This is a genomic window from Tenacibaculum crassostreae (assembly GCF_964512405.1).
Classification (GTDB): Bacteria; Bacteroidota; Bacteroidia; order Flavobacteriales; family Flavobacteriaceae; genus Polaribacter; species Polaribacter crassostreae.
Genome location: NZ_CAZELE010000003.1, coordinates 233,697 through 256,979, shown reverse-complemented (window position 1 = coordinate 256,979; position 23,283 = coordinate 233,697). Strand labels below are relative to the sequence as shown.

The 23,283-nt window shown below is 30.6% G+C and carries 18 protein-coding genes and 1 other RNA gene; 8 read left to right on the top strand and 11 right to left on the bottom strand.

Features of this window, described 5'->3' with window-relative positions:
• Nucleotides 1-7: 7 nt before the first annotated feature.
• The 3 genes from ACKTST_RS03405 to ACKTST_RS03395 are packed head-to-tail and all read left to right on the top strand — an operon-like array spanning nt 8 to nt 2,396.
• On the top strand, nt 8-178 hold the full coding sequence (locus ACKTST_RS03405) for a hypothetical protein (protein WP_408046395.1): 171 nt from the start codon (nt 8-10) through the stop codon (nt 176-178).
• Between the two features lie 54 nt (nt 179-232).
• Nucleotides 233-1,345: a hypothetical protein gene (locus tag ACKTST_RS03400; RefSeq protein WP_408046394.1), complete on the top strand. Its 1,113-nt coding sequence runs from the start codon at nt 233-235 to the stop codon at nt 1,343-1,345.
• Complete coding sequence (locus ACKTST_RS03395; protein WP_408046393.1) at nt 1,335-2,396, top strand: nucleotidyltransferase family protein; 1,062 nt, start codon at nt 1,335-1,337, stop codon at nt 2,394-2,396. Before ACKTST_RS03400 ends, ACKTST_RS03395 begins: the two co-directional genes overlap by 11 nt.
• On the opposite strand, the gene ACKTST_RS03390 is transcribed toward ACKTST_RS03395, so the two are convergent.
• Nucleotides 2,380-3,732, bottom strand: coding sequence for a UDP-N-acetylmuramate--L-alanine ligase (locus tag ACKTST_RS03390; RefSeq protein WP_408046392.1), 1,353 nt, complete (start codon nt 3,730-3,732; stop codon nt 2,380-2,382). The two genes, ACKTST_RS03395 and ACKTST_RS03390, sit on opposite strands and share 17 nt — an antisense overlap.
• 177 nt (nt 3,733-3,909) lie before the next feature.
• Between ACKTST_RS03390 and ACKTST_RS03385 the strand changes: the two genes are divergently transcribed.
• Together ACKTST_RS03385 and ACKTST_RS03380 are read left to right on the top strand one after the other, a co-directional pair.
• Nucleotides 3,910-10,011 (top strand): alpha-2-macroglobulin family protein, encoded by a 6,102-nt coding sequence (locus ACKTST_RS03385; RefSeq protein WP_408046391.1) that lies wholly within the window; start codon nt 3,910-3,912, stop codon nt 10,009-10,011.
• Between the two features lie 49 nt (nt 10,012-10,060).
• Nucleotides 10,061-10,546: a hypothetical protein gene (locus tag ACKTST_RS03380; protein ID WP_408046390.1), complete on the top strand. Its 486-nt coding sequence runs from the start codon at nt 10,061-10,063 to the stop codon at nt 10,544-10,546.
• A 47-nt stretch (nt 10,547-10,593) separates the two neighbouring features.
• Here ACKTST_RS03380 and ACKTST_RS03375 read toward each other — a convergent pair whose 3' ends face one another.
• From ACKTST_RS03375 to ACKTST_RS03360, 4 genes are all read right to left on the bottom strand, one after another.
• Nucleotides 10,594-10,932 carry a TfoX/Sxy family protein gene (locus ACKTST_RS03375; RefSeq protein WP_408046389.1) on the bottom strand — a complete coding sequence of 113 codons (339 nt, stop codon included), beginning with the start codon at nt 10,930-10,932 and terminating at the stop codon, nt 10,594-10,596.
• Between the two features lie 5 nt (nt 10,933-10,937).
• The gene (locus ACKTST_RS03370) at nt 10,938-11,456 is read right to left on the bottom strand and encodes a DUF4136 domain-containing protein (protein ID WP_408046388.1); all 519 of its coding nucleotides are present in this window, start codon (nt 11,454-11,456) and stop codon (nt 10,938-10,940) included.
• A 96-nt stretch (nt 11,457-11,552) separates the two neighbouring features.
• Nucleotides 11,553-13,037, bottom strand: coding sequence for a S8 family peptidase (locus ACKTST_RS03365; RefSeq protein ID WP_408046387.1), 1,485 nt, complete (start codon nt 13,035-13,037; stop codon nt 11,553-11,555).
• Between the two features lie 169 nt (nt 13,038-13,206).
• Nucleotides 13,207-14,181 carry a M28 family peptidase gene (locus ACKTST_RS03360; RefSeq protein ID WP_408046386.1) on the bottom strand — a complete coding sequence of 325 codons (975 nt, stop codon included), beginning with the start codon at nt 14,179-14,181 and terminating at the stop codon, nt 13,207-13,209.
• A gap of 111 nt (nt 14,182-14,292) precedes the next feature.
• Here ACKTST_RS03360 and ACKTST_RS03355 point away from each other — a divergent pair, with 111 nt between their 5' ends.
• The gene (locus tag ACKTST_RS03355) at nt 14,293-15,243 is read left to right on the top strand and encodes a transglutaminase domain-containing protein (RefSeq protein WP_408046385.1); all 951 of its coding nucleotides are present in this window, start codon (nt 14,293-14,295) and stop codon (nt 15,241-15,243) included.
• 29 nt (nt 15,244-15,272) lie between these two features.
• Nucleotides 15,273-16,250 carry a transglutaminase domain-containing protein gene (locus ACKTST_RS03350; RefSeq protein WP_408046384.1) on the top strand — a complete coding sequence of 326 codons (978 nt, stop codon included), beginning with the start codon at nt 15,273-15,275 and terminating at the stop codon, nt 16,248-16,250.
• Here the strand turns inward: ACKTST_RS03350 and ACKTST_RS03345 are convergent.
• Genes ACKTST_RS03345 through ACKTST_RS03335 form a run of 3 tightly spaced genes read right to left on the bottom strand, consistent with a single transcriptional unit; the run spans nt 16,247 to nt 18,099 of the window.
• On the bottom strand, nt 16,247-16,618 hold the full coding sequence (locus tag ACKTST_RS03345; protein ID WP_408046383.1) for a DUF1801 domain-containing protein: 372 nt from the start codon (nt 16,616-16,618) through the stop codon (nt 16,247-16,249). The two genes, ACKTST_RS03350 and ACKTST_RS03345, sit on opposite strands and share 4 nt — an antisense overlap.
• Nucleotides 16,619-16,627: 9 nt before the next feature.
• A complete protein-coding gene (locus ACKTST_RS03340; RefSeq protein WP_408046592.1) occupies nt 16,628-16,849 on the bottom strand; it encodes a DUF3820 family protein in 222 nt (73 codons plus the stop codon).
• 41 nt (nt 16,850-16,890) lie between these two features.
• The gene (locus ACKTST_RS03335) at nt 16,891-18,099 is read right to left on the bottom strand and encodes an NAD(P)-dependent oxidoreductase (RefSeq protein ID WP_408046382.1); all 1,209 of its coding nucleotides are present in this window, start codon (nt 18,097-18,099) and stop codon (nt 16,891-16,893) included.
• 275 nt (nt 18,100-18,374) lie between these two features.
• Here ACKTST_RS03335 and ssrA point away from each other — a divergent pair.
• Nucleotides 18,375-18,770: a transfer-messenger RNA gene (ssrA, locus tag ACKTST_RS03330) on the top strand.
• Between the two features lie 109 nt (nt 18,771-18,879).
• On the opposite strand, the gene ACKTST_RS03325 is transcribed toward ssrA, so the two are convergent.
• The 3 genes from ACKTST_RS03325 to ACKTST_RS03315 are packed head-to-tail and all read right to left on the bottom strand — an operon-like array spanning nt 18,880 to nt 23,281.
• A complete protein-coding gene (locus ACKTST_RS03325; protein WP_408046381.1) occupies nt 18,880-19,608 on the bottom strand; it encodes a hypothetical protein in 729 nt (242 codons plus the stop codon).
• 48 nt (nt 19,609-19,656) lie between these two features.
• A complete protein-coding gene (locus ACKTST_RS03320; RefSeq protein WP_408046380.1) occupies nt 19,657-21,024 on the bottom strand; it encodes an McrC family protein in 1,368 nt (455 codons plus the stop codon).
• The gene (locus ACKTST_RS03315) at nt 21,014-23,281 is read right to left on the bottom strand and encodes an McrB family protein (protein WP_408046379.1); all 2,268 of its coding nucleotides are present in this window, start codon (nt 23,279-23,281) and stop codon (nt 21,014-21,016) included. The genes ACKTST_RS03320 and ACKTST_RS03315 overlap by 11 nt, the downstream gene beginning before the upstream one ends.
• Between the last annotated feature and the right edge of the window lie 2 nt (nt 23,282-23,283).

Below are 23,283 nucleotides of genomic sequence, written 5' to 3'. Positions count from 1 at the left end.
AGAAATCATGAAAAAAGTTGATAATAAAGATATTACCAGAAAAGAGGCCTTAAAAAAAATAGGAAACTATAGCAAATATGCTGCTTTAACAGCTTTAGGAACTTATATGATTCTAAATCCTCAAAAAGCTCAAGCTCAAAGTCCTGGACCAGAAACCCCGGGTGGTGGTTTTGATTAAAAGTTAATAAAAAAACCTTAAGAAATTTCTTAAGGTTTTTTATTTTTATACCCTATGCTTATTAAAAATATTGAAGATAAATCTATTGTCTGGTTTGAAGATTCTAACGAGTATATTGTAGTTGAACCCATCGTTAGTGAAATTTTAAATTTAGTAAAGAATGGTACTAATAGAGAAGAAGTTATAAATTCTATCGCAGAAAAAACAAAAATTCCTAAACCTACCATTGCTAATTTAGTTGATGATGTTACTTCATTAATAACAACTTCTAATTCGAACCCTAAAGAGATTAAAAAAAGGCATATTAAAAAACCAGAAATCTTTTATAAAACTGTTTTTTATAAAATAAATGATCTAATTTTTAAAATAGATTTTGCTACTGAATATGAACTTTATTTGGTCCATCCTAAGTTCGCTCATTTAGAAATCAGTTCTGTAAATAAATATGACCACAACTTTAATGTGTTTAATGATAAGAACGATACAGCATTAATTGTTGATAATGAATTTATAGGATTATGGTCTCATGATAAAGTTCATTATTTTCAAGGTAAATTCTCAATGAAAATTGTGGAGTTAATCCACCAAAAAACAGAAGACGAATGGATGGGAGTTTTCCATGCATCAGCAATTAGTAATGAAAATGAAGCTATGTTATTTCTGGGAGATTCTGGAAACGGAAAAAGCACATCTTTAGCTTTGTTACAAGCAGGTGGATTTACTTGTTTAGCTGATGATTTTGTTCCTGTAGCTATTAAAAATAAAGAAGTTTACAGCTTTCCTTCTGCTATATCCATAAAGAAAAATAGTTTAGAAACTCTTTTACCTATTTACCCTGAACTTAAAACATCTGCTGAATATAATTTTAAACGATTAAATAAAATTGTAAGGTACTTACCTCCTCAAAACTCAAACTACACAAAACATTTGCCTTGTAAAAACTTGGTGTTTATTAAATATGAAAAAGACAGTGGATTAATCTGTCATAAAATTTCAAATTTAAATGCTTTTGAACAACTAGTACCAGATTCTTGGTTATCTCCTATCAAAGAGAATGCAAAGGTGTTTTTAGATTGGTTTTCTGAGCTAAATTTTTACCAACTAACCTACTCAGACAACAATCAAATGATTACAACAGTTTCAAAAATATTTGACAATGAATTATAAAGACACTTTATTTTTTATTGGAAAATGCTTGACCATTACTCACGAAAAACACAATCGTTTTTTAGTTGAAGAACAACTAAAAAAAGGAAATATTAATTGGGATAATATTATTAAAATAAGTACTTCACACTACGTTTTTCCTGCACTATATTGTAACTTAAAACGTGTTGATTTTTTGAAGTACCTCCCCAATGATTTGGTTGAGTATATGAAATATATTACCGATTTAAACAGAGAGCGCAATCAACAAATCATTGAACAAGCTAAAGAAATTAATGAACTACTAACAAGCAAAGGAATTACTCCTATTTTCTTAAAAGGAACTGGTAATTTATTGGAAGGATTATATGATGATATCGCTGAGCGAATGGTAGGTGATATTGATTTTTTGGTAGAGAAAAATTTAGCAGATGAAGCTAATAAAATTCTAGTTTCATCTGGATATACAGAGAAAATCTCTGAACTTTTTGACGATCATAGACATTTACCAAGAATTGTTAATCCAAAAAGAATTGCTGCGATTGAAATTCATAAAGAGATGCTTGTTTCATCCAAAGCAACTTTTTTCAACTATGACACAGTAGCTCCTACCCTACAAGAAACTAAAAACATCCATACTTTATCTACCTCTGATAAAATAAAACTAACAATCTTTTCAAAATATATAAACGATGATGGTTATACTTTAAGAAGTATTAACTTAAAAGTAGCTTACGACGTTTTCTTACTAGGAAATAAACTAACATCTGACTTTATTATAGAAGAATCACAGTTGTCAAAACAACTAAAAGCTGGACTAAAAATTAACACTAGTGTTCTGAGTAAACCAAAACATATTCCTGAATTAAACGACGCTTTTTCTAATCAGTACTATTCTGATTTTTTAAAATATTTGACCTCAACAAAAAACACTACTAAAAAATATTTATGGTTTAGTAAGAGATTACCAATCTTAAAAAGACTCTTCTACAAAAAATCTTACTTCAAGTTTGTTTTTTCTAGATTAACAGACATCAATTGGTATCGAAGAAAGTTTAAACCAAACTCTTAACCTCATCAAAATCTAAACCTCCGTAATTACCCGAACTCATCAATAATACTGCTGTATTTTCTATATTCTCACTAAATAAAAACTCTTTAAACTCTTGCGGATTTGTGTAAATAATCAAATCATCACGTTCAAAAGCTTGAGCTATTTGTTCTTTAGTAACTTCTTCTAGCTGTTTTATTTTAACTGCATGTGGTGAATAAAAAACCACTGCTTTATCCGCATTATCTAATGTACCTTTGTACTCTGATAAAAATTCAGCGTTTAAACTTGAATACGTATGCAACTCTAAACAAGCTAACAAATTTCTATTAGAATATTGATCTTTAACTGCAGTAGTGGTCGCTTTTACTTTACTTGGGCTATGTGCAAAATCTTTAAAAATAACTGTTGATGAATTCTCAACTATCTTTTCTAAGCGTTTACTCGCTCCTTTAAAACTAGCTATGGCTTCGTAAAACTCATCTTCATCAATTCCCATATGCTGACAAATCCATTTAGCACCTGCTAAATTTTGTAAGTTGTGTTCTCCAAAAATCTCTAATGGTAAATCTCCTTCCGAAGTTGTTAAATAGGTGGTTCCATTGTCAATAAAATAATCGGGAGTTGTGTATGGGTACTTTTTTATAGGATGTGTAGAATTCTCTACAACTTCTTTTAAAACTGTATCTTCTTCATTATACACCATTATTCCACCATTGGTTAACGAATCTGTAAAAATTGAAAACTGTTCTACATAATTCTCAAACGTTGGAAACACATTAATATGATCCCAAGCTATTCCGCTTAACAAAGCTATGTTAGGCTTGTATAAATGAAATTTCGGACGCATATCAATCGGTGAGCTTAAATACTCATCGCCTTCTAAAACAATAAACTCATTTTCTTCAGTTAAATGCACCATGGTATCAAAACCTTCTAACTGAGCACCTACCATATAATCTACTTCTCTATCATGATAATTCAACACATGTAAAATCATAGATGTTATGGTAGTCTTACCATGCGAACCACCAATTACCACACGAGTTTTATCTTTAGACTGCTCATGTAAAAACTCTGGATATGAATAGATTTTCAACCCCAACTCTTGTGCTTTTAACAGCTCAGGATTGTTTGGTTTTGCATGCATTCCTAAAATGATAGCATCTAAATTTGATGATATTTTCTCTGGAAACCACCCAAACTCTTCTGGCAACAAACCTTTATTAGCTAATCTCGATTTAGACGGATCGTGAATAGTATCATCACTTCCTGTTATTTGGTATCCTTTTTGGTGTAAAGCAATAGCAAGGTTATGCATTGCACTACCACCTATTGCTATAAAATGAATTTTCATGTGTTCGTCTTGTCTGATATCAAAGTCAAAAATACAAAACCAAGAAAGATTTTAACTATCTTTAAAACGAAACTCATTGAAAAGTTCATTTCACTCAATCAAAAGACGTTTTTATACATTTTTGATTGCTAAAAAACACATTTTATCCGTGATTTGAACACACAAATGGAACCAGTTATGAAAAAAACAGCATCAATAGTACTAATGATTTTATTTTCAACCTTCTTAAATGCACAAGACAACTACACTAATTTATGGGAAAAAGTGCATAAGTTTGAAGTTGAAAACTTACCTAAATCGGCTTTAAAAATTGTTGAAACTATATACAGTAAAGCAAAAAAGAGCAACAACGCTCCTCAAACAGTAAAAGCTTTATTTTATAAAAGTAAATATTCACTAACCTTAGAGGAAGAAGCGCAATTAAAAATCATCAATGAATTTAAAAAAGAAATCAGTAACAGTACTTTTCCTACCAAGAATGTATTAGAAAACGTATTAGCCAACCTGTATTGGCAATATTTTAATGAAAATAGATGGAAGTTTTACGATAGAACACAAACCGAACAAAAAGTTGACACCAATGATTTTAGAACTTGGGATTTACTAACGCTTTTTACTGAAACCCATACCTATTATCAAAAATCTTTAGAAAACGAAGCTGAATTACAAACCACAGATATATACACTTTTGGCGATATTATTCACGCTCAAAAAGGTGCTAAAAAATATCGTCCTACCCTTTTCGATTTTTTAGCTCATAACGCTTTAGAATTTTATAAAACTTCAGAAACCACAATAACGAAGCCTTCTTATCAATTTAAAATTGATGATGCTACTTATTTAAGTGAAGCTAAAAAGTTTGCTAAACTGAATCTTAGCACAAAAGATGATTTGTCTTTGCAATTCAATGCCTTAAAAATCTATCAAAAATTAATTGATTTTCATCAAAAGAATAAGAATTTAAACGCCCTGGTTGATGTAGATATTCAACGATTACATTTTGTACAACAACATGCTACTTTTAGCAACCAACAAGAAGAATTTCTAAAAACGCTAAAAACTTCTGCTGAAAATTACAAAAACAACGAGGTTTCAGGATTGTATAATTATGAAATAGCTCGTATTTATAATCAACAAGCTAGTTCATATCAAACAGACAAGAACGAAGATTTTAGATTTAAAAACAAAGAAGCCTTAGTTATTTGTGAAAGTGTAAATACTCAATTTCCAAAAAGTATAGGAGCAAAAAAATGTGCTAGTTTACAACAACAAATAACGCATCCAACAATTAGCATTCAAGCAGAAAAATTTATTCCAATCGCTACTCCTTCAAAAGTATTAGTTACTTACACAAATATTGATAAATTATATTTTTCGGCATACAAAATCAATACGAAACAATTAGAAAAGCTACATAAAACACATATTGAAAAAGAACAAATACAACTTATTCAATCTTTAGAAAAAGCTACTTCATGGAACAGTTCTTTACGAAACGAGAATGATTATTTACAGCACACTACTGAGGTTATTGTTCCGAAACTAGCACAAGGTAAACACCTAATTATAACACATCAAAACCCAACTCTTAATGCAACCAATTTATATGCTTTTGCAACGATACAAGTTACCAATTTGGTATTGATTGAAAACAACAATAACGGAATTAGAACCTATCAAGTTGTAGATAGAAATAACGGAAAACCTGTTAAAAAAGCAGAAGTTTTACTACAAAACAAGCAACGCAGATACGGAAAAAGCATCTATAAAAAATTAATAACCGACAAAAACGGATTTACCTCTTTTAAAAGTGATGATAATTACGGTAATGTATATGCAACAGTTACTACCAATAACGATTCAGCTATTTTTGGTAATTATTATTTATACAAACACCATGAAAATTCTACAACTGAAAGCAACAATTCAATTCAAATAAAACCTTTTATTTTTACGGATAGAAGTATTTACAGACCTGGTCAAACCGTATATTTTAAAGCAATTTTCATAAAAAAAGAGGGAGATAAATCTACACCGTTTACCAATGAATTCGTACAAATAACCCTGAATAATGTTAACGATGAAAAAGTGCACACCTTAGAGCTTAAATTAAACGAATACGGTGCTGTATCTGGTGAGTTTATACTAGCCAATAGCGGATTGACAGGTGAATATTCCTTCTCTATTGACGAAAGTGAAAAGACAGAAAGCAAGTTTTATGACAACGCCGATTTTTATTTTACTCAAGACGAATACATCTCTCCTATTTCGGTAGAAGAATACAAACGTCCTAAGTTTAAAACCGAATTTGAACCTGTTACCAAAACCTATAAATTAAACGATAGTATTACAGTTCACGGATTTGCCAAAGCTTTTGCAGGTGCGAATATAACCGATGCCAAAGTAGTATATCGTGTACACCGAAAAGTGCAATATCCGCGTTGGTGGTATTGGCGTAAACCTCATTTTACATCCGAAGCGCAAGAAATTACTCATGGAGAATTAACAACCGATGCTAAAGGAAACTTCAATATTACTTTTAAAGCTATACCAGATGAAAGTGTTGACAAGAAAAGTTTACCCGTTTTTGAATATGAAATTACTGCCGATGTAACCGATATTAACGGAGAAACTCGCTCTGCAACCACCTTTGTAAAAGTTGGGTATCATGCGTTGTTGGCGACTTTACAAATTCCTTCAACAATAAACAAATCGAACAAAGAAACCAAGATTGAAATTAGCAGTAAAAATTTAAATGGTGAATTTGTTCCTGCGAAAGGAAGCATCAAAATATATAAACTACAAGCACCTGAAAATCCACTTCGTAAAAGACCTTGGAACACTCCCGATTATCAAGATATTTCTGAAGCTGAATTCAGAAAATTATTTCCACATGAGGTTTATACTTCTGAAGAAGAAAATTCAGATAATTGGAAAAAAGGAACACTGGTTTTTCAGCAGGATTTTAATACCAAAAACTCAAAAGAAATCGTCTTAAAAAATTACAAACAATGGAACTCAGGTAAATACATTGTTATCTTAGAATCTAAAGATGATTTCGGGCAAACAGTTACCGATAAAAACCGATTTACGTTGATAAACTCCTCTAAAAACAAGGTAACAGACAATCAGCTATTTGTTTATAACATCGATAAAACAAGCTACAAAATTGGCGAAACTGTTTGCTTACAAATAGGTTCTGCTTCTAAAGACCTTACTGTTATAGTTCAAATAGAAAAGAATCATGAAACTGTAAAAACCGAACTTATCCATCTAAATAATGAGGTAAAAAACATTGAAATTCCTGTTACAAAAGATGATGCTGGCGGATTTGCTATTAACTACTATTTTGTGAATTACAACAGTTTTGTAAGCGGTAATATTCCAGTTTTTGTTACTAATGAACAAGAAAGTATTAGCATTGAAACGGCTACTTTTAGAGATAAATTACAACCTGGAGCAGAAGAAACTTGGAGTTTTACCATTAAAAATGATAAAAACAACAAAGTTACAGCCGAAGTTTTGGCGAGCATGTACGATGCCTCATTAGATGAATTTAAACCGCATAATTGGCAATTCAATCCGATTAATGTTCCTAATTATTATTCAAACGGAAATAATGCAAATGCCTATCAAAGTTTTGGCAACGAACATTTTAGAATTTATAACAGAAACTACACTAGCCACCTTTACCATAACCAACAATACGACCGTTTAAACTGGTTTGGGTTTAGTTTTTCTAGAAACAGAAATATTCTTTTAAGAGGAGCAAGAAAAATGGAGGTTGTAGAAAACGAAGCAATGATTGAAGAAATCGCTTTTGATTCAAATAAAAACAATCTAGATGAAGTTGTTGTTACTGGTATAGAAAATAAAAAAACTAACGAAGAAAAAGTTTCATTAGATGGAATACAGATTCGTAAAAACCTTCAAGAAACTGCGTTTTTTTATCCGAATTTACAAACTGACAATAAAGGAAATGTTAGTTTTAGCTTTACTACTCCTGAAGCGTTAACACGTTGGAAACTACAATTACTTGCACATACGAAAGAATTACAGTCGGCTACAAAAACCTTAACTACCGTTACTCAAAAAGAATTGATGGTGTTACCCAATGCTCCGCGTTTTTTAAGAGAAGGTGATAAAATTAAGTTCAGTTCTAAAATCGCTAATATATCCGATAAAAACTTACAAGGTGTAGCGCAATTAGTCCTTACAGATGCAATTACAGGAAAAGAAATTGATTTGTTTACAAACTCTACAAAAAACCAATCTTTTACTGTGGATGCTAACGGAAACACCAATATTTCTTGGAACTTATCAATTCCAGATACTGTACAAGCTGTTCAGTATAAAATTGTAGCAAAAGCAGGCGATTTTTCAGACGGAGAACAAAACGTACTACCTGTGTTATCAAACCGAATGTTGGTTACCGAAACACTACCTATATGGGTAAAATCAAATCAAACTAAAACCTTTAGTTTAGATAAGTTAAAAAACAATACCTCATCAACATTAAAAAACCATAAGTTAACTTTAGAGGTAACTTCAAACCCATCGTGGTATGCGGTACAAGCCTTACCGTATTTAATGGAATATCCGTATGAGTGTTCTGAGCAAACTTTTGCAAGATATTATGCAAATACATTAGCAAGTTATATTGCCAATTCAAACCCGAGAATTCAAGAAGTATTTAATGCTTGGAAATCTTCGGATGCTTTATTAAGTAATTTAGAGAAAAACCAAGAACTAAAATCCTTGATTATTCAAGAGACACCTTGGTTGCGTGATGCACAATCAGAAACTGAGCAGAAAAAGCGTATTGCGCTGTTGTTCGATCTCAACAAGATGAAAAACGAGCAAGAAAAAGTATTGGGAAAATTAACCGAAATGCAACTAAGCAACGGTGGATTTCCTTGGTTTAAAGGAAGTAATTATCCGAATACCTATATCACCAATCACATTGCTACTGGTTTTGGGCATTTGCAAAAACTAGGTGTAACTGAAATGGATAAGGCTACAAAAACAATGCTTGTAAACGCTATCTCATTTTTAGACGCTGAAATTGAAGAAATGTATCAAAAGTTATTGGAAAATGCGAATCGTATTAAAACAACCAAAGGGCAAAAAGAATATGAAGAGTATTTAAAGAAAAATCATCTGAATTATTTTACTATTCAGTATTTGTACATGCGTAGTTTTTATAAAAATATCGCTATTAAAAATACTACTCAAAAAGCTATAGATTATTATAAAAATCAGACTACAACTTATTGGAAAGAGTATAATTTATACGCAAAAGGACAAATTGCCTTAGTACAGTTTAGAAATGAAAATACACCTGTAGCTACTAAAATTTTAAAATCCTTAAAAGAAACTAGTATTACTTCGGAAGAATTGGGCATGTATTGGAAAGAAAACCAACCAAGTTGGTACTGGCATCAAGCACCTATTGAAACCCAAGCGTTACTAATTGAAGCTTTTTCAGAAATTGAAAAAGACACTGCAACTATTGATAACCTTAAAATTTGGTTACTTAAAAACAAGCAAACCAATCGTTGGAAAACCACCAAAGCAACAACAGAAGCTGTGTACGCTTTGTTATTACAAGGAAGCGACTGGATTTCTATAACCGATATGGTTGATGTTACAATTGGCAATCAAACAATTAATCCATCAACGTTAGAAAACACAAAAATTGAAGCGGGAACAGGCTACTTTAAAACCTCATGGAATGGTCATGAAATTACCCCAGAAATGAGTACGGTTTCCATCACAAAAAAAGACAAAGGAATAGCTTGGGGTGGATTGTATTGGCAATATTTTGAAGATTTAGATAAAATTACTTCCGCAGAAACACCTTTAAAACTTCAAAAGAAATTATTTAAAAAAGTAAATTCTGACACGGGTAAAAAATTAATTGAAGTAACCGATCAAACTATTTTACAAATTGGAGATCTAATTACCGTAAGAATCGAATTACGCTCAGATAGAGATATGGAGTTTATTCATATGAAAGATATGAGAGCTAGTGGTGTTGAACCTATTGATGTTTTATCAGAATACAAATGGCAAGATGGTTTAGGGTATTACCAAAGCACCAAAGACGCTGCAACAAATTTCTTTTTTGAACGTTTACCTAAAGGAGTGTATATTTTTGAATATGATGTAAGAGTTAATAATACAGGTGATTTTAGTAATGGTATTACAACTATACAAAGCATGTATGCTCCTGAATTTAACAGTCATTCAAAAGGAACAAAAATTTTAGTTAAATAAAATTTATATATTAGTACTAACAAAAATCAAAATTTTTAAATTTTAAATTATGAAAAAAACACTTTTAATTATCGGTTTAATTGTAGCTGGAGTTTTTTCAGCAAATGCTCAAGAAATTTCTAAAAATGCTCTTGGTGTACGTTTGGGTGATAGTGATGGTTTTGGGGCAGAAATTTCTTATCAAAGAGCTCTAAGTGATAATAACAGATTAGAGTTTGATCTTGGTCTTAGAAGCGGTAAAGGTTACGATGGCTTTAAACTAGCAGGTCTATACCAATGGGTATGGCAATTAGACGGACGTTTTAATTGGTTTGCTGGTGTTGGTGGTGGTGTTGGTTCATTCAGTTTTGACAACCCTTTATCTAATGGTGATGATAGCGAAACATTTATTTTTGCTGCTGGTGATGTAGGTATAGAATATAATTTTGATATTCCGCTTTTAATTTCTTTAGACGTAAGACCTGAATTTGGTTTTGGAAACTTTAGAGATGACTTAGATTTTGATATTGCTTTAGGAATCCGTTACCAATTCTAAAAAAAGTAATTTTTATATAAATAAAAACCTCCGAGATTCGGAGGTTTTTATTTTTTACTAGATTTTGCTAAAGGATTAAAATCCAACGCTATTTGTAACCATTTATGTAAATCTTCATCTAAATCTGTAGCATCTTCATTTAAAAAGACATAACCTTTCATAGGTCTTCCCGTAAAATTCATCTCACTACATCCTTTTTTAGTCAATGCTTCTTCATAAATATCAGGATTTATTCTAGCCATTACCTCATCTTTTACTACTCCTACACACATCTTATCATTTACCATAAAACACATACCTCCAAACATCTTTTTTTCATAAAAGTTTACTCCTTTTTCCTTAAAAAATTGAGAAATTCTATCTGATAAAAACTCATTATAAGCCATGATTCTTAATTTTTAGGTGGGTAATTCGCTAAAACTTTATTTAAAATTGTTTTGTAATGCTTTACTCTTTCTTCTGGTGTTGTCTTTTCTCTAATTTCACTATTAGATATACTTTGCCATATCAATTGATTGTTCTTGCTTTCAACAAAATCAATAGTTAATTGTTGATTGATTTTTCTACTTTCTATAGGAATACCTCCAGAAATACCAAAACCAACATTTCTTCCTCCGCTTCCAATACCGATACCTATGGTATTTCTATTTAACGATGGTCTTTCTTCTGAAAGTAAATTTATATACATATCAGGGTTTTCAGCTAGCTTCATTCCTTTAGCTTCTAATCCGCTAATTAGCTCCTGCTCTATTCTTTTTTTATCTAAATCACTCAATCCTTTTCCTGCATCTTCAAAAAAATTAAATGTTTTATAACTTAAAAAATTTGTTTGACTGTCGTAATCATATACAATCTTTGGTGATGCACAAGAAAGAAATATCAGTAAAAATAAATATCGGTATCTTTTCATAAATTCTGTTTTATTTAAACACTACAAGAATCATACCTTATAAAAATACAAAAAGCCTCACAAAATGAGGCTTTTCTTAGGCTAGTTAATTGATTTTTATTGAACTGCTTTAAGCGCATCAATATTTCCATACCCAAACTCTGAATGTTTGTTTGGATAAAAATCTGCGGATTCTTTCATTTTTTGTAAAACTTGCTCGCGTGTCCAAGTTGGGTGCTTTGCCCATACCAACGCAGCAATTCCTGCAGTAGTTGCAGTCGCTACCGATGAGCCTCCTACATAATTAGCTTGTCCATTATAATAACTCAACACAGGTACTTTATTATCAGTTCCGTTAGTTCTTTGCATTTGCACTGTAAAATCAATTTGAGAACCTGTATGACATACGTCACATTTGTTATACTGATTTTCTCTTACACCTGTAACAGCAACAGTTTCAGACATGCTTGCAGGGAAAATCACTCCATACCAAGTAGTAAATGAAGTTGAAGTACCGCCTGCAGCTAAAATCATTTTTCCTTTACTATGAGCATATTTTACAGCATCAGAAACATTACCAATACTAAAAGGGTATCCTATAGACATTGAAATTACTTTTACATCGCTTCTATTAGCTAACGCAGTTAATGCTTCAACCACACCTCTTTTTTCATGGTAGTCATCAATTACTACATTTTCAACAGCTCTGTAGGTAACTAAATTCGCGTTATAAGCCACTCCTACTGGTAAATTATCATTGTTTCTAGGTGCAGTTGCAACTGCAGCCATTTTTGTTCCGTGACCACATTTATCATTTACACCATCGTAGTTATTAGACCATGCCCACCAAGAATCTACAAAAGTTCCGTATTTTTGAACAAATCTTCCCGAAGAATATCCATCATTAAAATATTCATTCATCCAACGTTGCTCTGGTGACAAACCAGAATCTACAATAGCAACCGTAACTCCAGCACCAGTACTATAATTCCATGCTTGAGGAATATTATGCTTGTCAAAAGACCAAGGTACTCTTGCTCCTGGTGAAACCGTACGATAATCGCTAGTATTTAAAGTAGCTGTACCATAACCACAACCTGAAGACCCAGAAGAATCTGACTTTGCTTGTGAAGTTGACTCTAAGTAATTATATGCTCCAGGTTCAATGTAGCGAACTCTACTATCTTTTAATAAAACTTCAATTGCTTCTTTACTGCTTACCTTCATATCAATGTAATTGATATTTTCATTAACATAAACATCATCATTTCCTTTAGCTGAAGTTGGCTCAAAACTTTTAACTAAAGCAATTAATTCATCTTTAATGCTTTCAGTGTTTTCACTTTTTGCATAACTATTTTTTGTTTCTCCATAACCTATGGTCAACACATTTTCTCCGTGACTAACCGCACTAAAAATTGTGTGAGCATCTTGTGACATCCAGTCAAAATCTCCAGTTTGTTGAAGTGACAGATCAATTTTAGCATTGATTTCTTTCTTGGTAAGTAATTCTTGATCTTGTTTTGTATCTAACGTTTCGTCATTTTTTGAACAAGAAACCATTGCTAAAACAACCGTTAGACTTAGTAAATACTTTTTCATTTTTAAAAGGGGTTTAATTATTGACTTAAAAAATACATAAAATTTTAATATAATTTTAACGTTTTATGTAAAATTATATTACATTTATTTTAAAATTCATATTCATCAAACAAAAAAGTTCAAAAAAAAGGAGCTCTAAGCTCCTTTAAATAATCTACAACTAATTTCTTTATTTCATCTCAACTCTGGTAGGTGTATCAATTCCGTTAATAATGCTTTCTGTTCCTCTTGCAACAGCTTTCACAGTTTCGGTTAGTACCGTCATATTTAATGTTTCTGCTTCATCAGTTACCTTATGATAATCTGTATCAATATCAATAGGAGTTGTAGAAAAAGTATGCGATGGCACTCCTAAACGAGCTAAAGAAGCATTATCTGATCGTAAGAAAAGTTGAAATTTAGGATACGGATCTGGAAATAATTGATACCCAGAACCAACTAAGTTCTTCTGAATTATTTTTCCAAAATCAGACTTATCAAAACCTGTTAACCACGCTGTTTTAGGACCAGTTTTAGGTTCTTTACCTATCAATTCTAAATTGATTCCTGCGACAAATTTTTCAGCATTTATTCCTTTACCAAAATACTCAGAGCCAACTAATCCCATTTCTTCTGCAGTAAAACAAACAAATAAAATACTACGTTCGTTCGTTCCTTTACTTGCATAATATTCTGCCAAAGCTAGCACTCCAGTTACACCAGATGCGTCATCATTTGCTCCGTTAAAAATTCTATCACCTTCTCCGTCTTTTTTCATCCCTAAATGATCGTGATGTGCAGATACAATTACAAACTCGTCTTTTTTAGATTTACCCTCTAGTAAACCAATAATATTACTCATTTTTATTCCTTTGTATTCAAAGTTTTGACGGTAACTTTCTAAAGAATCTAATGTTTTTAATCCAATACGCTTATATTCTTGCTCAATATATTGCGTTGCTTTTTCCATTCCTTCTGTTCCTGGTTTTCTTCCTTCCATCTCATCAGAAGCCAACGTATATAAATGCTTTCTTACGGTAGCTGAATCAATTTCAACTGTCTTAGTAGTTTTATTATTTGTCGATTCTTTTTTGGTCGATTTTTGTGCCTGTAAACATGAACTCAACGAGCCGATAACCGCTAGTGAGAAAATTATTTTTTTCATCTGTTTTAGTATTTAAAAAGCTAAAGATAGCTAATTTTATTTCTTAGTAAATCGCATAACAAAAAACCTAGAGGCACAATTTTTGATATTAAATATTGTTTTTAGAATATTATGAAGCAACTATTTATATTATTATTTCTCTTAAGTTATACAGCAAACGCTCAAGATTTTTCTTTTATTGAACAAAAAGTAGCTAACTACCCAAAATTTATTAAGGTTGAAGATTTAGCAACAAAAATCTCTAACGATTTCACTTCAAAAGAACAGCAAGTAAAAGCTACGTTTTATTGGCTTGCTACTAATATCCGATACGATTTAGATGGATATTTTAAACCTCGAAGAAAAAGAATTTCTTTTCGTTATAGAAATGAACAAGAAAGATTAGAAAAGCTTCAAGCAATAAAAGATGAAATTATAACTGAAACATTACTTACTAAAAAAGCACTTTGCGAAGGTTATGCACAAACTTTTGCTAAAGTTTGTGATTTACTAGAAATTAAAAATAAAGTTATAAAAGGATATGTTAGAAATTCGTCTAACGATATTAACAATTCTAAATCGAGTTCAAACCATGCTTGGAACGCTGTAAAACTTGATGATAAATGGATTTACATTGATGCTACTTGGGCAGCCGGTGCTGTTACTAATAACGTTTGGGTATCTGCTTTTAATGAGTATTACTATAACATTTCAAAAAGTAATTACTTTAAAACACATTATCCTGAAGATACACTTTGGCAATTACGAGTTGGTAGGATAGAAAAAGAAGATTTTTACAATCAACCTATTTATCATTCAGCATTTCTTAAATCAAACTTACAATTGGTTTCCCCTAAAAAAGGGACTATAAATGGTAAAAATACAGTAGAAATTAAACTTAAAAATTTACCATCTTCAAAATCAGTATTTTTAGGATATAGCGGTTATCGATATGCAATTAAGCCTAATACTGTTACGACTAAAAATAACATTACAACAATTACAACTTCTCCTCCAGAAAACAGTAAGCAACTCTTTTTAATTATTGATAAAGAAATTATGTTGGAGTTTTTACTTCTGTAATTTTCGTATCTTACATTTTAAAAAAAATAATGAAAAAAGCTTATCTAATTATTTCTGTTTTATTTCTTGTTAATCATAATATTTTCTCCCAAAATCTTCATAAGGTTGATAATATTGTTAAACATTACCCTGAAATAAATTCAATAAAAGAATTGGCAGAAAAAGTTAATTACGACTTTAAAAACAGTGATTTAGAAAAGATTAGAGCTATATATACTTGGATAGGCTTAAATTTAGAATATGATGATTTATCTTATAATTCTAAATTATTAAAATCTCCAGAACTTGTATTTTATTATGATAAAGATGATTTAGAGTGGATAAAGAGAAGAAAAATAAAAGAAATAGCAAAAAAAACTTTTTATACTAAAAAAGGACTTTGTACAGGATATGCTTACCTTTTTTATACACTATGTAATCTTATGAACATAGACAATGAATTAATTTACGGATATACTAAAACCTCTTTTAGAGATATTGGTGTAATTCCTGATTCTAAAAACCATGTTTGGAATACTGTCAAAATAAATGATAAATGGTTATTTTTTGATATCACTTACGGTTCAGGATATACTTATAAAGGTGTTTGGCAAAGAAAAATGAACTATGCTTTTTTTAACGCTGATAAAAACTTATTAAAACTCACTCATTTTCCTTCTGATCAGAAATGGAATAGACATATTGAACAAAAAAAGTTAAACCAATTTTGCTATGACCCTTTTTATCAACAGGCTTATTTAAAAAATAAAATTGAAATTATAAAACCTAAAATTGGTGAAATTATAGTCAATAAAAAAGAAAAAATTAAATTAACACTAAAAAAATCTAAGAAAATCAATGACATTAAATACCTTTATTTACATGATAATAAAATATATAGTGCTCAAATTGATAATCGAGATGATTCTTTCACAAGTATATATTTTAAAAACCCAAAGAAGAACACAAGCTTACATATATATATAAATAATGAATTAGCCTTAGAGTATAAAATAACAGTTCATTAGTTCTTTTTCCAAAAACCTTTGTGATGGTGTTTTGCAACTTCCTGTAAAACTTGAAGCAGTATTTTTTCGTCAATATCTTCTGCAGAAGTATAACGAAGTGATTTTACCACTGTTCTTCCTTCAGAAATTAAAAAAGAATTAAAATCTTCTAAAATACCTTTAGCCCAAAAACCTACATCTACATATCCTTTTTTATGAGAAGCATTTAAATAGCATAGTTGATGTTCGTTAACATAATACACAGGAATTTTCCATTTATATTTTAATTCAACATCGGTAAAATTACTTTCAATTAACACTTGCAAATGCAGTAAAATAGACTTAAAAGGTTCTGGTTGATTGAGTATATATTCTTCAGCTGGCTTCATGTATTAAATTTAAGAAACTCTACGGATTTTTCTTAAAATATCTTCTAACCCATTTAATTTTAACTCGTAAACCAATTCTAACATCATGCCTAATTTACCACTCGGAAACCCTTTGTTTTTATACCAAACAATATAGTATTCAGGAATATCTATTAAATAGATTCCTTTGTATTTACCATAAGGCATCTTCATATTGGCGGTATCAATTAAAAATTGTTTATCTGGTATCATAGAAATAAAAATCCCGCAAAAAAGCGGGATTAACATTAGTTTTATTCTTTTCCGTCTACATAATCTTGAAGGTAAGCATAACGTTCAGTTAATTTACCATCACTAGTGGTCATTTTTGCTCTTTCTAAAATTCCGTCTTTATCATTGTTATAAAAAGCAGGAATTACATGCTCTAAGAACATTTCTCCAAACCCTTCACTAGCATCTTTTGGCAATTCACACGGTAAATTATCAACCGCCATTACCACAATTGCTTTTTCGTCTTTAAAATCGATTTCAGATTCTGTTTCTGGATTGTACCCAAAAATTGGATCAGCTATTGTTGAAGGGCGAATGGTACAAGCTACTGGTCCGTCAATATCACAAGACACATCAGCAACATACTTGATTTTAAACTCTGGATGTTTTGCGTCTTCACGAGTGAATAAATACGGAGCTCCGTCCCCATAAAAATGCCCTGAAATAAAATAATCGGTTACTTTAGCAAATCGCATAAAACTTGATTCGTATTGTTCTGGATTGTTATAAAAATCGTACTTATCTAATTCTTGACCGTCTTTACGCTTGTTGTAATCTAATACATCAACTAAACAATAAACTGCCTCAGTAAAGTCTTCGGTTAGGTAAGCTTCAACATTCACTTTGCGAATGTTCATCGCATCTAACATTTCTTTAGCGCCTTTCATAACCTTACCACTACCTGTTAGCAAAATCTTAAAGTTAGGTAAGCTGATTTTGTTTAATTCATCAATCAACTCTTGTTGACTATCTAAATTTTCAGCTTTTGGTAATTTGAATGTTTCATTCGCTAAACCTATAGCTCTAAATCCGTTGTAAGCTCCCACAATACCTGCATAACGTCCGAAACCAATTAAACGAGAACCATTTTCTTTTACAATAGTTTCATGGTCGTATATTTCTATATTTTTCTCTAACATCGCTTTTAACAACTTACGATTGTATGGTTGTTTTTTGATTGTATGAGAAAAATAAAAGTATTTTTTATTCGGAATTAATTCATCTACAGGAACTTCCTTTACTCCTAATAGCACATCGCAATCAGCAACATCATTAGTTACTTCAAACCCAGAATTTTTATACGCTTCGTCTGAAAAAACTCGGATATCTGAACTTTCTACCACTATTTCTGCTTCTGGAAATTGCTTTTTAAATTCTTGCAATTTTTCTGGTGAAAACACTACTCTTCTATCTGGTGGGTTTTTACGCTCTTTTATGATTCCGAATTTCATTATTGATTTTGTATTAAAATTAAACAATTTAACGCATAATGTTATATACTATAACAATTATGGCGAAAATACTCGTTTTAAAACGATTGTACAAATAGTATTTTTTTATATTTGCGTGCACTTATTTTGCGTTAGGGATTGAACGGCGTGTTTGAGCTCTCTCGAGGTATCGAGAAGCGAGTAGTGAAAGCCCGCTAGAACGCCCAAATACTCCAATTCTCCATATATAAATTGGTATGTTTTTTGACAGAAATAGGTAAATTCTTTGACATATTGGGGACGACTGGTTTTGACAGCAAGACGAGTGAAAATGTAAGCATACCGAGGAGTGAAATGACAACTCGTTAAACTTATTTCAAACATTTAAACGGCGAAGATAACTACGCTTTAGCTGCTTAATCTGAATTTATAGTAAGATAGAGCCTCGGCACACAAGGTGTGCAAGCTGAATGTCCACGAAAAGCCTTGGTTTGCGGCGTTTCATTTTTGGGCATCGTAAAAGTAAACATAGAAAACTTAGTGCTTCGATAGGTTTTCGAAATTAAAGAAGCTAAGTTAAGATTGGACTGTTTTTGGTCAGATTTTAATCGAAAATTAAACAAAAACTAAGTATGTAGAAAGCTTTTGAGCTGCTTGTTTGGACCCGAGTTCGATTCTCGGCGTCTCCACTACAAACTCTTACAAGCCCAGTGTTTGTAAGGGTTTTTATTTTAAGGTGTCAATTTTGGTGTCAAAAAAAACAATTACATCATATTACATTAGAAAGCCAAACCACTAAAATTATTTAGTTGGATCTAAAATATTAGCTTTCATCAAACCCCATTTAATATATTCTTCTATATCATTTGTTAAATTACCTGATTGACGACATTCATCCTCAAAAGCTTTTAGATAATCACGAACTTCTTTTGCTTTAATGAAGTTTTCTGAATCAGTAATTAGTTGATTTAGCTTTGTGTTTTCAATTTCTATAATCCTAGCCTTCTCTTCTTCTCTCTTAAGCTCGATTTCTCTTTGTTCTTCTTGTAATTTTTGATTCTTCCTTAAATCAGCCCACCCTTTACTATCCTTTTCAATATAATCATAAATTATTTGTAAATAATCTTCCAACTTTTTTATTTTCCTATCAATCCAGCTTTTACAATAACAAGAGCCTACTAGAAATTCTAGTTTATCACTTTTTTCATACGATTGGAATGAATAACCTCTGTCATTTTGAACTCTTTTACGATGGTATTTTTGTCTTAAATTGATTTCGGTTAATTGTCCGTACATTTCAATATGACATCGTTTGTATTCAAACTGAATTGTATGGTTGTTTTCTTCTAGTAACTTTATTAGAGCATCCATGAAATCTAATGCTCTTTTTCTATGTTTAGGCTCAACCGAAATAGGTAAGAATTTTGAATTGTATTCTTGTTGTACTTCCCAACTAATACTTTTTAACTTATCTAATTTTAGTAATTCAATCTTGGTTTTTTTAACGAGTGGATGGTATCTATTTTTCATAAATAAAAAAGCCCAGTACATTTACTGGACTAAAAAATTGATTATCTTTTATTGATTCAAATTTAAAAGATCTTTTATCCTAGAGACGAGAACATCTTTTAATACTAAGAAATCATGCTCTAATGTATTTTGATTTAAATATGTTTCATTGAACATCTCAAAATTGATTATAGGTAATTGAGCCATTTTGATTTTAATTGTTTCATTATTAGCTAACTCATCAATAACTTCCATAGCTGAATCATTTAATATTTCATTATTAATAGTATTAGGATAGAATAGTATTATTTCTTTTAGGTTAAATCTAATTGCATAGGATACCATTTGATACAAATCCGTTTGTGAAATTCCTTTTTTAGGGTCAGTTTCATCCTCATATACAATCTTATATTTTGTGTCTGCAATGATTTTCTTTAAAGGTAACTTAAGAATTAAATCTGGTTTTAGTTTAAAGTTATTTGTTACATCTAAATACTTAGATGAATTTTGATATTCAGCATTTACTTCTTCTATTTCCTTATCAATAAAACCAAAAATAAAATCTTCAAACACATATTCCATCGGTAATAAAAAAGCAAATAACTTTAAGTCATTTTTGTAATTAAACGAAACACTATTTTCTAAAAATAACACACAATAATCTCTTACGGTTTCAAAATTTGAAAACATAGGATTAAAGGATAATCTTTTTAGTTGAGTTGATGAAATAGCAGTATCACTTACCTCATCTAAAATAAATAGTATATCACTTAAGAATCGTTTACTTTGATTTTCTTTCGTTATGGGAAGTAATAGCTTAGCTACAAATTTAACACCTCTATTAAACTCATTATCCATTTCAAAAGTATCAAACTCGCAACTTACTTTGTGAAACCTTCCTTTGGCTAAATTATTATTTATATAAGCGTTAAAACCTATTCTTCCTTTTACAAAAGACAATTCTTCATTAACCTCTGTATAAGTTTGGTAGATTGATGAGTTTAACAACTCACGTGTATATTTACCAAACAAGTAAATTAAAATCTCAAAAAAATCAGCCTTATCTGTATGTAACCCTGATAAATAGTTTGGAAATCTTAACTTTCTACAATAGCTTAACCACCAAAGTATATGCTTGTTAATAGCTTTAACATTGGGCTTTTCATTTTCTTTAGGGTTAAAAAAAATCTTAGGTAATAGGTTTATGGTATCTCTTTCAAAGTGAATAACACCTACATACTTATTAGATTTTAATGTTTTGTCTTTATGAAAAAACTGGAGAAAACGTTGCACTTCAGCTTTACTATCCTCCTCATTAGTATAGTTACTTGATTTTTCACGTTTTGACCAAACTTCATCTAAAAATATTTCTAGCTCCTCAAAACGTTTCTCAGAAAACTGTTCTCTATTTTTGTATTCAAAGAGATTAGTTTCCATTTGATAAAAGTTTTAAAGGCCAACCTCCAACTTTTGCATCTTCTAATTTTAGAGCCTCATTCAATATTTTTGTAACTTCAAGATCATCATTCATAAAGTATTCTAGAAGTAATGGAATTACTTTATTATTGATTGTATTTTCAAAATCAAATGCTTCATTTTCATCACACATAAAATAGGCATGACCAATAGTAAAATCATACCCTTTATTAGACTTTACAATCAAATCGTTCAACGATTTTAAAAATGCTGCTTTATGTATATTTTCAACTTCGTAATCTGGATACATTGGTTTAAATTCAAAACGTCGTCTTAAAGCAATATCTAACAACGCAATAGATTTATCTGCGGTGTTCATGGTACCTATTATGTATAGATTTGAAGGTATTGAGAATTTTTCACCTGATGGTAAAGTTGCTGTTAGTGGAATTTTACCTCCATAACGCTTATCTTTTTCTATTAAGGTAATTAATTCTCCGAACACTCTTGAAATATTAGCTCTGTTAATTTCATCTATAATAATTACATAGTTTTTTAAACTTATATGTTCTGCTTCATTCAGTTTTCCAATACCCAACAATTCATTTAATAACGGCTTATAGTATGATGATAAGCCTTGAATATTTCTTGTACTTTCTTCATTATACATCTCCTCAAGAGTTTTAATACTTAAGGTATGATCTGTACCACCACTCGTTTTTCTAAATTCAATTGATTTATCTTTGATATTGGTAATAAAAAATGAAACTTTCTTCATTTTTATTTCTATCTCATTTTTCTCCCCTTCAACCAAAGGAGCGATAAACTCTTCAAAAACTTCAGAAAAATCACGTTTTTTCTGAACTTCTGTATTAGATGCTTTTAAATTTTTTAATGCTTTATCTGCTATCTTTTTAAAAACTCCATCTTTTTTGTAGAAAGACAAAACTCCTTGGTCTCCTGTATCGGGGCGCAAACCTTGTATAAAATCTTCATAGCTATAGTTTTGATGAAAAGTGATAAACTCTATTTGATTACCCATATAGTTATTAAAAACCTCTAGAGCAGCTTTATAACTAATGGATTCATTTCCTGTAATAATTTTAGCAGCTTCTAATACTGTATTGTAAGTTTTTCCTGTTCCAGGAGGGCCGTAAAAAATTTGGTTTAATGAAGAGATGTAGTTGTTTTCTTTCATTTTTTCTTGAGGTACATTGTTTTCATAAGTATGATTCCAAATGGCATCTACATGTTCTTTATTTTTTATTTCGTTAACTCTCTTACGATAGTTATTCGTGAAATCTACTTCAAACGGAATAAAGTTTTCTTCCCAATCTACCTCTAAACCAATACCATCATTGAAGTTTAAATTAACTATCCCTCTTGCTTTTATTAGCATTACAGACTTGGTTTTATCTTTTACATAAGAAGCTTTAATTGCTATTTGAGTTCCTTCAGGAATATTTAATATTTTATTTTTGAGTTTTCCGTCAGATCCATTTTCCCAAATACCTTCGTTTACAAATCTTTCAGTTTGATCTCTTGGATTAGCATCATCCCAATAAGCTCCTACTAAAAAATATTTTTCACCAACTTTATACTCACAAAAAAAAGTATCATATACAGTTCGTAAAGAATATTGATTATACTTAAACTTTAAAGTATCGGTGATATTTTTAACTTTTATAACCTCTTTTAGTAATTTATCTTTTCTAACAGCCCCTTTTCCTGTATAACTTAGATTATTCCTAAAACTTTCTAGCACATTTTTGTCTGTAAAATCGTTATGTAATATTTTCAATTCTCCATTGTCAAAGTGAAAATTTAAGTCTTCTGACCAACTAATATCAGATGGTATACCATAATTAAAAATCGTTTTACGGTATAAATCTTCATTTTTATAAAAGTCTGAATTACTTATTTCTTCTAAGTTAATTTGCTTTAGAGGTTCTAGTTTAAAGAAAGCTCTATTTTTAGCTGACCTTGAGGTATGGATAATAAGGTCTGTTGTAAGCTTAAATAGCTTTAGTGCTGTAAATCTATTGGTTTTAATGCCTAAATTACTATTTAAGATATCAAACCATAAGCATTCCTTTTCATTATGCTTACCCCACTCTCTAGCTTTCCATAATTGTATTTTGTCTCCGCCAATTATATACGCGAAGTCTCCAACTTCTATATCCCCAAACCAAGTGGAGCCTTTTGCAGCTTTATAGTAACCTTCGTTTATTTGTTCTTTTTCGAATTTGGTGGAAATTTTTCCAAAAAATATATTCATAG